The organism is Mycobacterium sp. NGS17 (assembly GCF_059813205.1).
Genome location: NZ_JCALED010000012.1, coordinates 56,822 through 73,259 on the forward strand (window position 1 = coordinate 56,822; position 16,438 = coordinate 73,259).

Genomic DNA, 16,438 nt, shown 5'->3' on the forward strand with positions numbered 1-16,438 from the left:
ACCTTATCCGCGCCCGGTTGCGCTCACGCGCGTTGGAGACCAGGGAGTAAGGCGGGTCACCACCAGCCCGTGGCCTCGGCGATCTGGCGGCCCAATTCGGGTGCCATGGTCCGCACGTAGGTGGGGGACAGGTGGTGGGCGCCGTGATAAATCAAGATGTTTCCCTCGACCGGGCGGCACACGTCGGCGCGGCAGATCGCGTCCGACATGTCGAGCACCTTGAGCTGCGGGAACTGCGCGACGAAGTCGAGCGTCTGGTTGCGGTCGGAGAGCATATCGGAACGCTTGATGGCGCATGACTGCGCGGTGCCGCCCCGTTTGGCCAGGCAGTCCGCCGGGTCGAACGGCTGACCGTTTTTGACCAGCCAGGGCGTGTCCCGCATGCCGAGAATGGGAATGTTGTTGTCGGACAACGTTTGCCAGATCCCGATATAGGTGGCAGGCATCACATCGCCGGCCCTGATGTTCCACGGCCGCGTGGTGGTGGTGAAGACGTAGTCGGGCCGGTCGGTGACCAGTTTGGTCATCGTTCCCTGCACCCATTCCCGGCATTGGGGATAGGGGGCGTTGTTGCCCATGATCAACGGGACCTGCTCGGTCGACAGGGGGCAACCCATCTTGAGGTACGTCACGACCTTGAAGCGGTGCAGCCTGCCCAGGACGTCCAGCGCGGGCAGCCAGTGTTCGGCATGGGACCCACCGGCGAGTGCGATGGTCCGGTCGGCGGCCACATCGCCGTAGGTGCAGGTGACCACCGCGGGGTTGACGAAGTCGCTGATGCACCCGTCCCGGGTCGAAACGGGCAGGTCCTGCTTGACCTCTAAGACCGTGGGCCGCATGGGCAGCGCGGGCACGCGCAGGTGTTCGGTGAGGGCTCGGGCACCCGGATAGTCCTGCGGGTTGAGGACGCTGAGCTCCTTGCCGGCCGACCGCAAGACCGTCACGTGCTGACGCCAGGTGAAGGACGTCGCCGTCAGGGTCACACCCAGCAACACGATGGCCGATCCCAGCGCCATGGTCGGCCGGGCCAGGCGCGTCAGCCACGGAATGGTCGGTGCCGCCGCGGCCGGCTTCGAGGACGCGCGGTAGCGCAGCGGGTCCTCGACGAGCCGATTGGTCAGATACGCCAGCACACCAGACACCAGCAGCAGAACCGCGCCTTCGACGAAGCCGGCGTGCTTGTGGCCGCTGTAGGACAGCCAGAAGATCAGCAGCGGCCAGTGCCAGAGGTACAGCGCATACGCCATGGCGCCCAACTCCACCAACGGGCGCGTCGCCAGCAGCCGATTGGGCAACGGCAACCGACCACCCCGCAGATTGGCTCCGGCGAGGATCATCAGCATGGCGGCGCCGACCGGCACCAGGGCCCACGGGCCGGGGAACTCGTGCACGCCGTCGATCAGCGCCCCGCAGGACAGCACCGCGGCCAGCGCGACCGTGGCCGATACCGTCCGCAACCACATCGGCCAGCGGACGCGGGTGACCAGCGCGCCCACGAGTGCGCCCAGCAACAGCTCCCAACCTCGCGCGAAAGTGTTGTAGTAGGCGGCCGGCTGGTCCTGCTGATGCGCGATGATCGCGTAGCCGAACGAGGCCACCGTCAACGCGGACAGCGCCGCCACGAACACGGTGCGCAACCGGGCGCCCATCCGGCGCCCGAACAGATAGGCCAAGCCGGCAATCAACACCAGGAAGCTGACGTAGAACTGGCCCTGCACGGACATCGACCAGATGTGCTGCAGGGGGCTGACGGCTTCGCCCGCGCGCAAATAATCGGATGCGGTGTTGGCCAGCTCCCAGTTCTGGTAGTAGCCGAGGCTCGCGAGGCTTTGATCGGCAAACGTCTCCCACCGGGTCTCCGGTTGAACCAGAATGGTCAACACCGCGCACCCGGCCAGCACCACGACGAGTGCGGGAACGAGGCGTCGGGCCAGCCGGATCACCTCGGATACCGGCGACAGTGTCCCAGCGGTGTTCAGCGCGGCGCGAATCACCTTGCCGCCGAAGAAGAACCCGGACAGCGCCAGAAACACGTCCACGCCGCCCGACACCCGGCCGAACCAGATATGGAAGACCGCGACCAGCGCGATCGCAATACCGCGCAGGCCGTCGAGGTCGTACCGATAAAACCCCTCGGACCCCCCATTGCGCACCCCCGTGACCCGCGGATCGGCGATGGCGTCCGGCGCAGGAGGCGGTGGCGGGGTCTGCATGATCGACAGTCAATTTACCGAAAACCCGCCACCGGCTCCCGACTGCTCACGGCGCGGCGGCTGCTCAGGTGGGTCGCTGAGCTTCCGAGCCGGGTTGCGGGGGAGCGGGTGGCGGGCGTCGGACGGTCGAGAATGGACCGCGAATTACCTGGCGATGCCGGCGCCGGTCGGCTGCAGCGGCGACTGCTGGGTCGGCACCTGCTGCACCGGGGCCTGCTGGAACGGCGACTGCTGCAGCGGCGCCTGCTGGGCGGGTGCCTGCTGCAGCGGCGTCTGCTGGGCGGGCAGCTGCTGCGGTGCCTGCTGGTACGGCGACTGCTGGAGCGGGGCCTGTTGAGCGGGCGCTTGCTGCAGCGGGGCCTGCTGAGCAGGCAGCTGCTGCGGTGCCTGCTGGTACGGCGACTGCTGCAGCGGGGCCTGCTGGGGTGCCTGCTGGGCGGGCAGTTGCTGTGGTGCCTGCTGCAGCGGCGCTTGCTGGGCCGGGGCGGAGGCACCGAGAACCCGGACCATGTAGGGCGTCATGCCGTTGGCGCGCACCGGCGAGACCTGCACGACGTCGCCGACCTCGAGCATCTGGTTGTTGCCCAGGTACATCGCGACGCTTTGCGTGCCCTCCGGGCCGTAGAAGATCAGATCGCCCTTGCGGGCCTGCTGCGGCACGATCTTCTGGCCGACTCGGTAGATCGCGCCCGACGAGCGCGGCAGCTTGATGCCGGCGCCGGCGTAGGCGTACTGCATCAGCCCGGAAGCGTCGAAACCGACCGTGTTGATGCCGGTGCCGGTGCCGCGGGTGGGGCCGTTGATGCCGCCACCGGCCCAGGAGAACGGCACACCGCGCTGCGAAAGACCGCGGGCGACCACCACGTCGGTGGCCTGCTGGTAGTCCATCGACCTGGCGCCCGGGTCGGCGGTCGCGATGGTGGTGGGAACCACCATCGGCGCCCCGAGCAGGGCTAAGCCGATCGCGAAGGCGTAGATGCGTTTCATGTTCATGGCCTTTCCCTGGCCTCTCCAGGCGCTCAACTGGCCTCGGCGCGGTGACTTCGCGCGTCCGCCCCGGTTCATGAACCAAAGCGAGGCCCCCACGCTGGGGCCGAACGCGGTCCATGGCACTTGCGAGTGAATCAGCGGTCGGGCCGCTCAATTCACATCAGTCACAAAAGCCACTTTGACAACAGATGGTGTTAGCCGCCAGGTCCACGCGGGATTTTTTGTCGTACCGTGACCGGATGGTGACGGGCGCGCCCAATTCCGTATGCGCAGTTGTGATTTCGGTCTCAGTCGGCTACGGATTCGCACGTCCGCCAACGGCCGGCGGCGGCGTGATCAAAGCCAGTAGCGTTCGCTGAACATCGTCAGCAGCGATCCGGCTATCGAGCTGACCATCACCAGCGCCAGCGACAGCACCGGCCAGAAGGACATGTACCAGCCCTTGAGCAGGGAAACGACCGGCCCGATGACCGCCGCGGTCATGGCCGCACCGATGCCGCCCCAGACCACCGGGTGGATATACAGGTCGAGCCCATAGGGAACCGGCCCGCAGGTCTCGTCCTCGCACACATTCGCCAGGAAGCCGAAGAGCCGCGTCGGCCAGGTCGTCGCCGTGGCCAGCACCGCGAGCAGGATCAGCAGCGCTACCGTGCAGGCGATGTCCCAGGGCGCCACCCGCACGCGCAGCACCCGAGGAGCTTCGTCCTCGTACTCGAGCAGCGGGTAGTGGGTGTCGGGGGACCAGCCTGGCCCCGGCGGCGGCCCGGCCTCGGCTCCGGGCGCTGCGCTGTCGGGCTGCTGCGGCGTGGCCATGATGTCCCATGCTTCCCGACGTCGGAGTTTTGCGCGAATCGGCTGCTTTACCCTCGATCACTATGCCCGCGGCAAAGGCCGGCCTGACGCCCGATCAGATCAGCGCGATCGACGCCGCGCACCTGTGGCATCCCTACAGCACCATCGGCGCCGAATCCGTCGCACCCGTGGTGGCGGTCGGCGCCCGCGGCGCGTGGCTCACCCTGATCCGCGACGGCAGGCCGCTCGAGGCGCTCGACGCGATGAGCTCCTGGTGGACCGCGATTCACGGGCACGGCCACCCGGTGCTCGATGCGGCCCTGTCCGCCCAGCTCGGCGCCATGAACCACGTCATGTTCGGCGGGCTGACCCACGAACCCGCCGCGCGCCTGGCCCAGCTGCTGGTGGACATCACCCCGGCGGGTCTGGAGACGGTGTTTTTCAGCGACTCCGGATCGGTGTCGGTGGAGGTGGCGGTCAAGATGGCGCTGCAGTACTGGCGCAGCCGCGACCGGCCCGGCAAGCACCGGCTGATGACCTGGCGCGGGGGCTACCACGGCGACACGTTCACGCCGATGAGCGTCTGCGACCCCGACGGCGGCATGCATTCGCTGTGGACCGACATCCTGGCCCGCCAGGTGTTCGCCCCGCAGGTGCCGCGGCACTACGACGCCGGCTACAGCGCGGAGTTCGAGGAGCAACTGGTCGGGCACGCCGCCGAGTTGGCCGCCGTCGTCGTCGAGCCCGTCGTGCAGGGCGCCGGCGGCATGCGCTTCCACGACCCGCGATACCTGCGCGACCTGCGCGACATCTGCCGGCGGCACGAGGTGCTGCTGATTTTCGACGAGATCGCCACCGGCTTCGGGCGCACCGGCGAGCTGTTCGCGGCCGACCACGCAGGCGTGAGCCCGGACATCATGTGCGTCGGCAAAGCGCTGACCGGGGGATATCTGACCCTGGCCGCCACCCTGTGCACGGCCGACATCGCCCACACCATCAGCGGCGGCGAGGCCGGAGCGCTGATGCACGGCCCCACGTTCATGGCGAACGCGCTGGCCTGCGCGGTATCAGTGGCCAGCGTCGAGGTGCTGCTCGGGCAGGACTGGCGGTCGCGGGTCGGCGAGATCGGCGCCGGCCTGGCGGCCGGACTCGAGCCGGCGCGGGCATTGCCCGGCGTAAGCGACGTGCGGGTGTGCGGCGCCATCGGCGTCATCGAGTGCGAGCGCCCCGTCGACCTGGCCGTCGCCACCCCCGCGGCCCTGGACCGCGGCGTCTGGCTGCGCCCCTTCCGCAACCTGGTCTACGCGATGCCGCCCTACATCTGCACGCCCGACGAGGTCGCCCAGATCACCTCGGCGATGGTGCAGGTCGCCCACCTCGTAGGCTGAACGCCGATGAAGGCACCGATCGAGGTTTCCCCGCTGGCCTGGCTGGAAGCGGTGGAACGGCAACGCCGGGAGGCCGGGCTGCGCCGTTCACTGCGGCCGCGTCCCGCGGTCGCCACCGAGCTGGATCTGGCCTCCAACGACTACCTCGGGCTCTCGCAACACCCCGACGTGATCGATGGCGGGATCGCCGCGCTGCGCATGTGGGGTGCCGGGGCGACCGGGTCCCGGCTGGTCACCGGGGACACCGAGTTGCACCAGCAGTTCGAGTCCGAGCTGGCCGACTACGCCGGCGCCGAATCCGGGCTGCTGTTCTCCTCCGGCTACGCGGCCAACCTGGGCGCCGTCGTCGGGTTGTCGGGCCGGGGTTCGCTGCTGGTCTCCGACGAGTATTCGCACGCGTCGCTGGTGGACGCCTGCCGGCTGTCGCGGGCGCGGGTGGCGATCACGCCGCATCGCGACGTCGGCGCCGTGGAGGCGGCGCTCGCCGCGCGCCCCGAGGAGCGCGCGGTCGTCATCACCGAGTCGGTGTTCTCCACCGACGGCGCGCTGGCGCCGCTTCGGGAACTGCACGAGGCGTGCCGTCGCCATCGCGCCCTGCTCATCGTCGACGAGGCACACGGCTTGGGGGTGCGCGGCGGCGGGCGCGGGCTGCTGCACGAGGCCGGGCTGGCCGGTTCGCCGGACGTGGTCATGACCACCACGCTGTCCAAGGCGCTGGGCAGTCAGGGCGGCGCGGTGCTCGGGCCGGCGTCGGTGCGCGCCCATCTGATCGACGCGGCGCGCACCTTCATCTTCGACACCGGCCTGACCCCGGCGGCGGTGGGCGCCGCACGGTCCGCGCTGGGCGTGCTGCGGTCGGAGCCCTGGCGGGCGGCCGCGGTGCTGCGCCATGCCGCCATGCTCGCCGAAGCGTGCGGGGTGGCCGAGGTGCCGCAGTCGGCGGTGGTGTCGGTGATCCTGGGCGACCCGGACGTGGCGGTGGCCGCCGCGACCGCCTGCCTGGATGCCGGCGTGCGGGTGGGCTGCTTCCGGCCCCCGACCGTGCCCGCCGGGACGTCGCGGCTGCGGCTGACCGCCCGCGCGTCGCTGGACGACGCCGAACTCGAGGTCGCGCGGCGCGTGCTGACCGATGTGCTCGCCACGCTCGGCTGAGGCGCGCCGGTGACGGTCCTGGTCGTCACCGGCACCGACACCGGGGTCGGCAAGACGGTCGCCACCGCGGCACTGGCGTGTCACGCTCGTCAGGCCGGCCTCGACGTCGCGGTGTGCAAACCGGTTCAGACGGGCACCGACGCCGGCGACGACGACCTCGCCGAGGTGGCCCGGCTGTCGGGGGTGAGCGAGCTGGCTGGACTCGGCCGGTATCCGCAGCCGCTGGCGCCGGTGGCCGCCGCCGAGGCGGCCGGAATGCCGCTGCCCACCCGCGAGCAGCTGCTGGCGCTCATCGGCGAGCTGGACCGCCCGGGGCGGCTGACGCTGGTCGAGGGCGCCGGGGGGCTGCTGGTCGAACTCGGCGAAAACGGTGTCACCGCACGCGATCTCGCCGTCGCGCTGGGCGCCGCGGTGCTGGTCGTGGTCGGCCCGGCGCTGGGCACCCTGAACCACACCGCGCTGACCCTGGAATCTATTGCCGCACAGGGGCTTTCGTGTGCGGGCCTGGTCATCGGCAGCTGGCCCCGGCGGCCCGGGGTGGTCGAGACGACCAACCGGTCCGCGCTGGCCCGGCTGGCCGCGGTGCGCGCGGTGCTGCCCGAAGGTGCGGCGTTACTGGACACCGCCGAGTTCGCGACGCTGTGCGCCACGGCGTTCGACCGCGACTGGGTCACCGCCCTGGTGGCCTGATGGTCCACTCCATCGAGCTGGTCTTCGACCGCGATACCGAGGTGGCTATCCGGAACATCTGGGAAGCGTTGGCCACGGCGGGGATACCCAGTCAGGCGCCCGCCAGCCGGCCGCATGTGACATTGGCCGTGGCCGAAGGCATCGCCGCCGACGTCGACGCGCTGCTGCGCCCCGTCGCTGAGCGGCTGCCGCAGCGCTGCCTCATCGGTGCACCGGTGTTATTCGGGCGCGCCAGTGCGGTTTTCGCGCGGTTGGTGGTGCCGACCGGCGAACTGCTGGCCCTGCACGCGCAGGTGCACCGGGTGTGTGCTCCGCACTGCAAGCCCGGCCCGATGCCCAACAGCCTGCCCGGTCAGTGGACCGGGCACGTCACGCTGGCGCGCCGCGTCGGCGGCGCCCAACTCGGGCGGGCGTTGCGCGTCGCGGGCCGGCCCACCCAAATCGAGGGCAATTTCGCGGGTTTGCGTCGCTGGGATGGCAACAAAAAGGTCGAACACCTGATCGGTGGCTAGGCGTCCGCCAGCACCGGCGCGGTGGCCGCCTGCACCCGGGCGCGCCGCTCGTCGATGGCCCGGCCCAGGTCCTGCAACAGCAGCGGCTTGTCCATGACCAGCTCGACGAGGTGATCGCGATCGATCTCCAGCGCGGTCAGTTCGCCGATGGCCTGGGCGTCGGCCAGGTTGGGTTGTCGGGTCAGCGCGGTCACACCCAGGAACGAGCCCTCGTCCAGCCCCCCGACCGCGACCACCGTTCCATCCGTCGCTGTGGCGGTCAACCGCACGCCGCCCTCGAGCAGAAACGTCATTCTGGCGGGAACGTGACCGGCCTGCTCGACGATCTCATTCGCCCCGTAGCGAACGATTTTCGCGTGCGACACCAGGGCCTGCTGATCCTGTGGGCTGAGCCGCAGCGCCGGTGCCACCACGGTCCGCACCGCCCTCTCGATGCGCTCGCTCGTCGAGATGTCGTCCTGGGCGCCGTCGAGGTGCAGGCCCTCGCGCCGCGCGGCGTACCAGAGCCAACGCAGAAACGCGGCTTGCGCGGCGGAGTCGTCCGCAGGCGACGTCAGCCCGACGCTGACCCGGTACTCGGCCCCTCCGGTCGGCACCGACGCCGCCACCGCGCCGGGCCTGCGCTGCGGCAATGCGTTGGCAATCCGTTCCAGCAGCGCACACACCCGATCCGGCGGGTCGATCTCGGAAAACGTTGTGGTCATTGTCAATTGGTGCCCGCCGGCCGGGCGGCTGAGATTGGTGAACGAGGTGGTGGCAAGCACCGAGTTCGGGGTGATCTGAAGCCCGTGACCGGACTCGATGTGTACGGACCGCCAGTTCGCCTCCACGATCCGGCCGCGGGCCGATGGGGTGTCCAGCCAGTCACCGATCCGGAACGGCTGCTCGAACAACATGAACAGGCCCGACACGATCTGGCCGACGGAATTCTGCAGCATCAGGCCGATGACCACCGAGGTCACCCCCAGCGCGGTGAACAGGCCGCCGACGCGCACACCCCAGACGTAGGAGAAGATGACCGCCAGCCCGACCCCGATCAGCACGAATCGGGTCACGTCGAGGAAGATGCGCGGGATCCGCTGGCGCCAGGACCCCTGCGGTGCACCTTCGAAAACCGTTGCCTTGAGCCCGGATAACACCAGCACCAGCACCACGAAACCGAACACCGTCGCAAGCACCCGAACCGACGTGAACTGCGCGGGCATCTGGGCCACATTCACCAGCAGCACCAGCAGGGCGCCAAGCGGGATGAGATAACTGCGCAACAGCAGGACGGGCCGCGCCAGTGGACTCGTCTTGCGGACCAGCCCCTGGTGCCATTCGGTCAGCGCGATCAGCAGCAGCGGCAGGCCGAACACCACACCGGCGGCCCAATAAAGCGATGACGAGTCGAAGGTTGTCACTATTCCTGCCCTTCCGACAACTTCCAGATCTGTTGCTCGGTCCCGCCGACGGTGATGGTGCCCGCCGGAGTGAATCGGCGGATGTCACGCATCACCTCGTATACCTGTGCGGTGACGAAGATTCCGGATTGCGTTGTGCTGCTGCGTGTCTGGTGGGCCAGGTTGACGGCCGCCCCCCACATGTCGTAGACGATGCTGGATCGCCCGACCAGTCCGCTGATTACATGGCCGGTGTTGATGCCGGCCCGCAGTCCCAGGTGATAACCCGTCCTGCTGTTGAAGCGCGCGATGATGTCTTGCATCTCGATGGCGAATTCGACGGTGCGGTGGACGCTGTCCAACCGGGGGAAGTTCAGGCCGCAGCTGGCGAGGTATCCGTTGTGCAGTGTGCGAATCGGCTCGATGCCAAGGGATTCCGCCGCCGAATCGAGTTCCCGGATCAACTCGTCGACGATGCCCACCAGTTCGCGGCCGGAGAGCTTGCCGGAGATGTCGTCGAGACCGACGATGTCGGCGAAGATGACGGTGACGTCCTGGTGCTCCTGGGCGATGGTTTGTTCCCCGTCGCGATAACGCCGCGCCACCGGCTCGGGCATCAACGAAGCGAGCAGCCGGTCGTTCTCTTTGCGCTGCTCGGTCAGCAGTTCCTCTTTGATCTGCAGGTTGCGGCTCATGTCGTTGAAAGCGGCCATGAGTTCACCGATTTCATCGCGTGAGGTGACCGGGATCGCGACGTCGTAGTTGCCGGCGCCGATCTCACGCGCCCCGGCCTGCAACCGGCGAATGGGCCGCACGAATATCTGGGCGACCAGCAGCGCGGCCACGCAGATGACGAATACCATTGCCGTAGTTGTCAATATCAGCGTCTGGGTGAGCGACGCCACCCGGGCATTGGCCTCCGAGGTTTCCCTGGTCGCCACGATCGACCAGTGCAAATCGGAATTCGGCAGGGACAAGGGAGCGTAAGACGCCAGCTCTCGCCGGCCCAGATAGCCGGTGTCGGTCACCGTTCCGGTCTCGCCGCGTTGCGCGGCAAGCACGGCCGGGGTGGCGACGGGCTGGACCAGTGTGGTGCCGCCCCACCTGATCGCGGTGTCGACGGTCTCGCGGCGAGCGCCGGCGGCGAGTGCCTCCCGCCGATATCGCTGCGGGTCTTCGATGAACAGCCGCGAGTCGGAGCGCATGAGATTGTCCGGGCCCGCGAGATAGGTTTCGGCGGTCTGGCCCATGCCCGCGGCACGCCACTGCTTGTCCGCGGTCATGATCCGATTCACCTTCGCGATCGGCAGCGGCAGCGCCAGCGCCCCGGCGGGCCTGCCCGGCGGCCCGATGGGCGCGACCAACCACGCGATGGGCTGCCCGAGCTGGGGCTGATAGGGCTGAAAATCGGTGATCCACACGAAATTGACCGAGTTCGCCGCCATCGCCTTCTCGTAGGCGCCGCGCAGGTTCGACTGTCGATACGGGCCGGTGAGCACGTTGGTGCCCAGCGAGGCGCTTTTGCGGACGGTGTAGACCACGTTGCCGCGAGTGTCCAGCAGCAGCGCGTCGCGGTATTCGAAGCGGGTGGCGATCTCGCGGAAGTAGTCGTTGAAGCGGGCGTTGGCGGCCGACCAGGCGCTGCCGTCGCCCGCGTCGTCGGGTGCGGATCCATTCGGAGTCCCATGTGCCGCAACGGTGTAGTGCGCCTGCAGATATCGCTGTGAGTTGTTGGTCGGCAGCAAGGCATCGAGAGCCAGCTTGTTTCCGGTGTCGCGCTCCAGCGGTTTGATCAGCCGCTCGTTGTAGAAGTCCACCAGCGCGCGTTGCTGCCCGGGGTCGACGGGCGCGTTGGCCAGCTGGTCGAAGCCGGCGGTGAAGGCCTGCACCGCGTCCAGCGCGGTGGATCCGCGGCTGTAGACGACCAGCGAGTCCGACAAGTCCGAGAACAGCGTCTCGATCGCGCGTTTCTGCGCCTCGCGCAACTGCGTCATGCGCTCGGAAGCCGCGGGCAGCAGCGCATTGCGCGCCGCGACGTACTCGACAGTCCCGATCACACCCAGCGACGCCAGGCTGGACACCAGCAACATCAGCATGACTTTGGACTGAATGCTGACCCACGACAGCGCGCGCGGGCGGTGCCTCTTGGGGGCCGCGGCCTGCTCGTCCGGGGGAGCCGACTCTTTCGGGCGCATCAACTCCCCTGGTGTCCCCGACGCCACGGCGCCGCTTCTCGCGATGGCGTTACGAAGCGCACGCCCCGACGCCTACCCCCCGAAGAGCAGATACAAACCGGTGAAGGTGTAGCCGACCATCACCAGCATCATCGTCAGCTGCCCGGTGAGCTGGTGGCCGGTGGGCAGCAGCCGCAGCGCTTTGTCGTGGGCCGCGATCACCGCGACGATGTGCCCGGTGACCACACAGGTCACCTTGACCGCGGCCAGCACCGGGGGGTGCATGGACAACACGTAGGCGACGTGCAGATGCGCCAGGCCGAGCAGATTCCACCCGTGGCCGAAGGGGTCGGCCAGCGCGAAGAGCGCCTGTTGTCCGCGCTCCACGAGATAGGACAGGTAGTGCGCGAAGATGTAGCCCACCACGATCGGGATCAGCGAATGTGCCATCTCGCCGGGCAATTCGCGGCGATGCTCTGCGGTCACCCCGCCGGTGGCGCGTGCGGCGAGTGAAAACGTCAGTGCCACAACGCAAATGAAAACGATCAGGCCGACGGTGCGCAGCGTCGATGACGCCAAGGTCGGGGGCGCCCCGAATTCGCGGGTGACCTGGTCGGAGAAGCCGCGCCACGTCGGCGACGACGAGAAACTGTCGAACGCCGTCGAGCCGAGCAGCACCGCGAGCAGCACGACGACACCCGGCCGCACCGGCAGCGACGGCAGATGGTCGAGCGGGTTCCCGATGACGACCCGGCCGGTCTCCCGGTTGCGCCGAAACGGCGAGAGCCGGGAGACGGCCACGCTGTAAACGCCGAACGGGTCGGCGCGGGCCAGCCAGCGCTGCCCGCACAGCCACGCGCCGACCAGCATCAGCACGGCGTAGCAGGCTATCCATGTCCTGACCCACGGCAGTGACGCAGAATTCGGGCTGGCCAGCTCCATCCAGACGAAGGCGAACAGGCCGACCGCCGCGGGCCGATAGCCCCAGCCTTCGGGGTAGGACAGCCGTGGGCGGCCCAGCCGCTCCGGGGCGATGCGTCGCAGCAGCAGATACACCGTGCGCATCGGCGAAATCACCCGCCACACCGGTCCGAAGGCCAACGACAGTGCCACCAGCCCGACCCACAGCAGCACGTAGAACGCGCCGAGCAGCGCGTTGGACTCCGATTCGGGACCCCACACCCCGGCGGCCACCGCCCACGCCGCGAACGCCAGGGCCACCGCGGCCGCCGACCACCGCGCCGCCCGGGAATCGACCAACGTCGTCAGCGCCGCCGGCAAGGGACGCCCCGGCTTGAGCGGATCGAACCGCGGCCGGCGCCACGCGAAAGCCACCAGGGCGAAGGTGAACGTCAGCGCCCAGGCCGCCCCGACCATCGCGTAGGCGTAGGGCACCGGGAGGTCGCCCGACCCCCCGAGTCCGTGCGCGAGCACCACCGCCGCGGCGGCGGAGCTCACGACCGCACTTGGATGGTTGCGACGGTGCGGTCCAGATGGTGCAGCTCCACCGCGACGTTGCCGGGAACGTCGACGGCGAACCCGAACGTCTGGTTGGGCGCGGCCGCGACCTGGAACTTATGGTCGGGCGTCGAATGCACGTGCAGCTCATCGGCGGCGTCGCTGGTCACGTGCAGGGTGATCTGCTGGTGCACCTTTGCCTGCAACGTGGCGTTGGTCGGAGTGACCTGCCCGTTTGCGATGGTCACGTCGATCGTCAGCGGTGCGGCCGGAGATTTGCCCGTAGAACCGCCGCTGCAGGCGACCAGGCCGCAGGCCAGCGCCGCTGCGCCCGCCGCTCCCAGCGTGCCCCGTAGTGACATGGCCCTACGCCGCCCGAGGAATCGGCTGCTTGTCTTCCACCGGTTCCGGCTCGGCGAGGGAGTTGTTGAGTCGGCCGGCGCCCCAGGTCAAGCCGGCGATCACCATGAGCGTCAGGAACAGCACCACGATCCCGCCCGCGGTGAACAACCACGCCGGCGCGCTTTGGTCGCGTTCGCGCTGCAGGATGGTGACCTCCAGGACGAACGGCCGGGTGCTCGATGCCAGCGCGGGGACCTCGGGGGCCGGAATGGCGGAGTCTGCCGGTTCCCAGATCGGCACGGCCGTCATCGTGCGGCCGTCCTGGACGCGGAGCAGGGTCTTCCAATCTCCCCAGACCGGGACCGGCTGGGTGGAGCGGTAGTGTCCCGGCCCGACCTTGGCGAGCCGGTCGATGACGAGGCCGCGGTCGTTGTTCATGCGCCCCTGCCAGGACAGGATCGTCAGCCAGTCCGGATTGTCGCTGACCATGTCGGCGGGTAGGAGTTGGACGTCGGCCGACACCATGCGCTGCCCCGGCGGACTGGGCAGATCGGTCAACGTGATGGTGGCGTTGTTCTGGCCGGGCACCACGATGTGCAAGCCGTTGGCCACCGCGCCGCCGATCACCAACACCGTCACGACGATCACAGAGATGCCGATGGCGCGCCCGGGGAGGCGCTGTCCGGTGAGCACCATGCCGAACATGGCGCCGCACATACCCATCAGGATCGCAACCGGCACGGCCATGGCCAGGGCCTCGGGCCACATGCTCATCGGCCAGGGGTAGTGGTAGACCGCCGCGATCCACAGCGACTCAAGCCAAAGCCCGACCGTGCCCACGCCCAGCCCGGCGACGGCGCCAAACAGGATGGGGCGCTTGAGAAGCGGGGTCAGCGCGACCAGCTCGACTGCCAGCGCGGGTCCGAGGTAGAGCGGGAACCAGTTGATGGGAGCGCCCAGTATCGGCCCGACCAGCAAGGCGACACCACCACGCAGGGCGATGGCGAAGACGGCCGAGATCAGGGCCGCGCCTCGTCCCATGGTGATGCGGGCAGCGATCGCCGCCAGGGCTGAAGCGCCGGCGATCAGCATGGGTTGGAACACCAGGCGGAATTGCGGGACGCCGAAATCGAACTCGATCTGATAGACCGACAGGCCGATGAACAACCCACCGAACGACAGGTAACGCAGGAAGGTGATGAAGACGCCGTGGTAGACGTCTTCGCCTTCTTCGGCCTCACCCTCGCGCTCCAGCATCAGCACCGCGAACAGCGAAAAGCAGGCGCCGCCGATCATCATCAAATGCGTTGGGCCCCAGAGGGTGACGTCTTGGCCGAAGATTCGGTGCCAGATGTCGTCGAGCGGGAACCCGATCATCGCGTACATCCCACAACCGGCCATCAGCACGCCGCCGACCGGCGCGCGCCAGTTCTGCGTGATCCGCACTGCCGCCGGGCCGGGCTGGTCGAATGGCAGCACGACCGCCGTCATCCCACCAAGGAAGATGCCGAACAATCCGATGATGATGAAGTAGTGCGCCGGGTTGGCCAGCGGCCCGGGATCGCGGCCGTTGCCGATATGCCAGCTGACGTCCCAGATGAAGCCGAACAACGCGCAGATGATCGACGTGGTGAACACCAGAACCGGCAGGGCGACCCAGCCGGGGCGGTGGAACTTCTCGCCGAGCTTGTCGGCGAGGCGGGTCAACCAGGTGATGCGACGGGTGCGATGGGCATGGCCCACCCACAGCAACAGCAGGGTGATCACCACCGCGGCGATCGAGAGCCCGATCACCTGATTCAGCCCCGCACCGCGAGCCGGTGCCTCGGCAACAATCGTCAGTTCATTCGACCGCATCGTCGTGCCTCCCAACCGCGCCGGGCTGCCCCGGAGGATCCGATTGAAGTCAACCGCTTATTACTGTCAAGTAGGTCTGCGATTGCTTGTTTAATGCCCCGATGCAGCGCTCGTCAATCACGCTTTTGGTCGGGCGTGTCGGAATGGGGGCCGTCGCCTGTCGAACGTGTGGCATTGCGGCCCTCGCGGCGGTCGCGCAGGGCGATGTACAAGATCACCCCTACGACGATCACCGCAGGCAGGAAGGCCGGCGCCGCCAACAGCAGCATGTGGTGCGCCAGGATTTCGGCGTGCGGAGTCACCAAGGTCGTATACCCATAGCTAGGTCGGGTCGTTCGGCCGTTACCCTATTTTGAACACTTTTCATTCCGGCTGCCATCACCATGTGGCAGGTGTCCCCACGCGCGGACACGAAAAAGAGGCAGGGGAGTACCTGGTGACGCAAGCGGCAACTCGACCGACGGCCGAAACCGGCAACGACGAGGACATCTTGGCGGTGGCCCGGCAGCAGGTGCTGGAGGACGGCCAGGGATTGAGCCGTGACCAGGTGCTGCGGGTGCTGCAGCTGCCCGACGACCGGCTCGACGAACTGTTGGCGCTGGCCCACGAGGTACGCATGCGCTGGTGCGGACCGGAGGTCGAGGTCGAGGGCATCATCAGCCTGAAGACCGGCGGCTGCCCGGAGGACTGCCATTTCTGCTCACAGTCGGGCCTGTTCGCGTCGCCGGTGCGCAGCGCCCGGCTGGACATTCCCAGCCTGGTCGAGGCGGCCAAACAGACCGCAAAGTCCGGCGCCACCGAATTCTGCATCGTGGCGGCGGTGCGCGGTCCCGACGAGCGGCTGTTGGCCCAGGTCGCCGCCGGTATCGAAGCGATCCGCAACGAAGTCGAGATCAACATCGCCTGTTCGCTGGGCATGCTGACCGCCGAGCAGGTCGAGCAGCTCTCCGAGATGGGCGTGCACCGCTACAACCACAACCTCGAGACCGCCCGCTCGTACTTCACCAACGTCGTGACCACGCACAGCTGGGAGGAGCGCTGGGAGACGCTGTCGATGGTCCGTGACGCCGGCATGGAGGTGTGCTGCGGCGGCATCCTCGGCATGGGGGAGACCCTCGAGCAGCGCGCGGAATTCGCCGCGGAGCTGGCCGAACTCGGCCCCGACGAGGTGCCGCTGAACTTCCTCAACCCGCGGCCCGGAACCCCGTTCGGCGACCTCGAGGTCATGCCGGCGAGCGAGGCGCTGAAGTCGGTGGCCGCCTTCCGCCTGGCGCTGCCGCGCACCATGCTGCGGTTCGCCGGTGGCCGCGAGATCACGCTGGGGGATCTGGGTGCCAAGCAGGGCATCCTGGGCGGCATCAACGCCGTGATCGTGGGCAACTACCTGACCACGCTGGGTCGTCCCGCCGAATCCGACCTGGAATTGCTGGACGATCTGCAGATGCCCCTCAAGGGCCTCAACGCCAGCTTGTAGGCCGGCTGTCGCGG

General features: G+C 68.6%; 13 protein-coding genes and 1 pseudogene. 5 read left to right on the top strand and 9 right to left on the bottom strand.

Annotated elements, in window-relative coordinates:
• Positions 1-56 precede the first annotated feature (56 nt).
• The 3 genes and pseudogenes from sucT to AC5Y7E_RS22125 form a co-directional block, all read right to left on the bottom strand.
• Positions 57-2,213: an acetyltransferase SucT gene (gene sucT / locus AC5Y7E_RS22115; RefSeq protein ID WP_499950775.1), complete on the bottom strand. Its 2,157-nt coding sequence runs from the start codon at positions 2,211-2,213 to the stop codon at positions 57-59.
• Positions 2,214-2,519: 306 nt separating this feature from the next.
• Positions 2,520-3,206: pseudogene (gene ripD, locus AC5Y7E_RS22120) on the bottom strand (NlpC/P60 family peptidoglycan-binding protein RipD); the annotation flags it as partial.
• A gap of 333 nt (positions 3,207-3,539) precedes the next feature.
• The gene (locus AC5Y7E_RS22125) at positions 3,540-4,016 is read right to left on the bottom strand and encodes a hypothetical protein (RefSeq protein WP_499921662.1); all 477 of its coding nucleotides are present in this window, start codon (positions 4,014-4,016) and stop codon (positions 3,540-3,542) included.
• A gap of 62 nt (positions 4,017-4,078) precedes the next feature.
• Between AC5Y7E_RS22125 and AC5Y7E_RS22130 the strand changes: the two genes are divergently transcribed.
• The 4 genes from AC5Y7E_RS22130 to AC5Y7E_RS22145 are packed head-to-tail and all read left to right on the top strand — an operon-like array spanning position 4,079 to position 7,737.
• Complete coding sequence (locus tag AC5Y7E_RS22130) at positions 4,079-5,383, top strand: adenosylmethionine--8-amino-7-oxononanoate transaminase (protein ID WP_499921661.1); 1,305 nt, start codon at positions 4,079-4,081, stop codon at positions 5,381-5,383.
• A 6-nt stretch (positions 5,384-5,389) separates the two neighbouring features.
• Complete coding sequence (locus AC5Y7E_RS22135; RefSeq protein WP_499921659.1) at positions 5,390-6,535, top strand: 8-amino-7-oxononanoate synthase; 1,146 nt, start codon at positions 5,390-5,392, stop codon at positions 6,533-6,535.
• Between the two features lie 9 nt (positions 6,536-6,544).
• A complete protein-coding gene (gene bioD / locus AC5Y7E_RS22140; RefSeq protein ID WP_499921658.1) occupies positions 6,545-7,225 on the top strand; it encodes a dethiobiotin synthase in 681 nt (226 codons plus the stop codon).
• A complete protein-coding gene (locus tag AC5Y7E_RS22145; RefSeq protein ID WP_499921656.1) occupies positions 7,225-7,737 on the top strand; it encodes a 2'-5' RNA ligase family protein in 513 nt (170 codons plus the stop codon). The genes bioD and AC5Y7E_RS22145 overlap by 1 nt, the downstream gene beginning before the upstream one ends.
• Here AC5Y7E_RS22145 and AC5Y7E_RS22150 read toward each other — a convergent pair.
• The 6 genes from AC5Y7E_RS22150 to AC5Y7E_RS22175 form a co-directional block, all read right to left on the bottom strand.
• Positions 7,734-9,140, bottom strand: coding sequence for a mechanosensitive ion channel domain-containing protein (locus AC5Y7E_RS22150; protein WP_499921655.1), 1,407 nt, complete (start codon positions 9,138-9,140; stop codon positions 7,734-7,736). The two genes, AC5Y7E_RS22145 and AC5Y7E_RS22150, sit on opposite strands and share 4 nt — an antisense overlap.
• Positions 9,140-11,314, bottom strand: coding sequence for an adenylate/guanylate cyclase domain-containing protein (locus AC5Y7E_RS22155; protein ID WP_499921653.1), 2,175 nt, complete (start codon positions 11,312-11,314; stop codon positions 9,140-9,142). The genes AC5Y7E_RS22150 and AC5Y7E_RS22155 overlap by 1 nt, the downstream gene beginning before the upstream one ends.
• 72 nt (positions 11,315-11,386) lie before the next feature.
• A complete protein-coding gene (locus AC5Y7E_RS22160; RefSeq protein WP_499921651.1) occupies positions 11,387-12,751 on the bottom strand; it encodes a hypothetical protein in 1,365 nt (454 codons plus the stop codon).
• The gene (locus AC5Y7E_RS22165) at positions 12,748-13,113 is read right to left on the bottom strand and encodes a hypothetical protein (protein ID WP_499921649.1); all 366 of its coding nucleotides are present in this window, start codon (positions 13,111-13,113) and stop codon (positions 12,748-12,750) included. Before AC5Y7E_RS22165 ends, AC5Y7E_RS22160 begins: the two co-directional genes overlap by 4 nt.
• A 4-nt stretch (positions 13,114-13,117) precedes the next feature.
• Positions 13,118-14,950: a hypothetical protein gene (locus AC5Y7E_RS22170; protein ID WP_499921647.1), complete on the bottom strand. Its 1,833-nt coding sequence runs from the start codon at positions 14,948-14,950 to the stop codon at positions 13,118-13,120.
• A gap of 113 nt (positions 14,951-15,063) precedes the next feature.
• The gene (locus AC5Y7E_RS22175; protein ID WP_499921645.1) at positions 15,064-15,255 is read right to left on the bottom strand and encodes a hypothetical protein; all 192 of its coding nucleotides are present in this window, start codon (positions 15,253-15,255) and stop codon (positions 15,064-15,066) included.
• A 131-nt stretch (positions 15,256-15,386) separates the two neighbouring features.
• Between AC5Y7E_RS22175 and bioB the strand changes: the two genes are divergently transcribed.
• Positions 15,387-16,424, top strand: coding sequence for a biotin synthase BioB (gene bioB / locus AC5Y7E_RS22180; protein WP_499921643.1), 1,038 nt, complete (start codon positions 15,387-15,389; stop codon positions 16,422-16,424).
• The last annotated feature ends 14 nt before the right edge of the window (positions 16,425-16,438 follow it).

Coding starts and splice junctions, on each gene's coding strand:
- sucT (WP_499950775.1), bottom strand. CDS start 2,213: ATGCAGACCCCGCCACCGCCTCCTGCGCCGGACGCCATCGCCGATCCG.
- AC5Y7E_RS22125 (WP_499921662.1), bottom strand. CDS start 4,016: ATGGCCACGCCGCAGCAGCCCGACAGCGCAGCGCCCGGAGCCGAGGCC.
- AC5Y7E_RS22165 (WP_499921649.1), bottom strand. CDS start 13,113: ATGTCACTACGGGGCACGCTGGGAGCGGCGGGCGCAGCGGCGCTGGCC.
- AC5Y7E_RS22170 (WP_499921647.1), bottom strand. CDS start 14,950: ATGCGGTCGAATGAACTGACGATTGTTGCCGAGGCACCGGCTCGCGGT.
- AC5Y7E_RS22155 (WP_499921653.1), bottom strand. CDS start 11,314: ATGCGCCCGAAAGAGTCGGCTCCCCCGGACGAGCAGGCCGCGGCCCCC.
- AC5Y7E_RS22130 (WP_499921661.1), top strand. CDS start 4,079: ATGCCCGCGGCAAAGGCCGGCCTGACGCCCGATCAGATCAGCGCGATC.
- AC5Y7E_RS22145 (WP_499921656.1), top strand. CDS start 7,225: ATGGTCCACTCCATCGAGCTGGTCTTCGACCGCGATACCGAGGTGGCT.
- AC5Y7E_RS22135 (WP_499921659.1), top strand. CDS start 5,390: ATGAAGGCACCGATCGAGGTTTCCCCGCTGGCCTGGCTGGAAGCGGTG.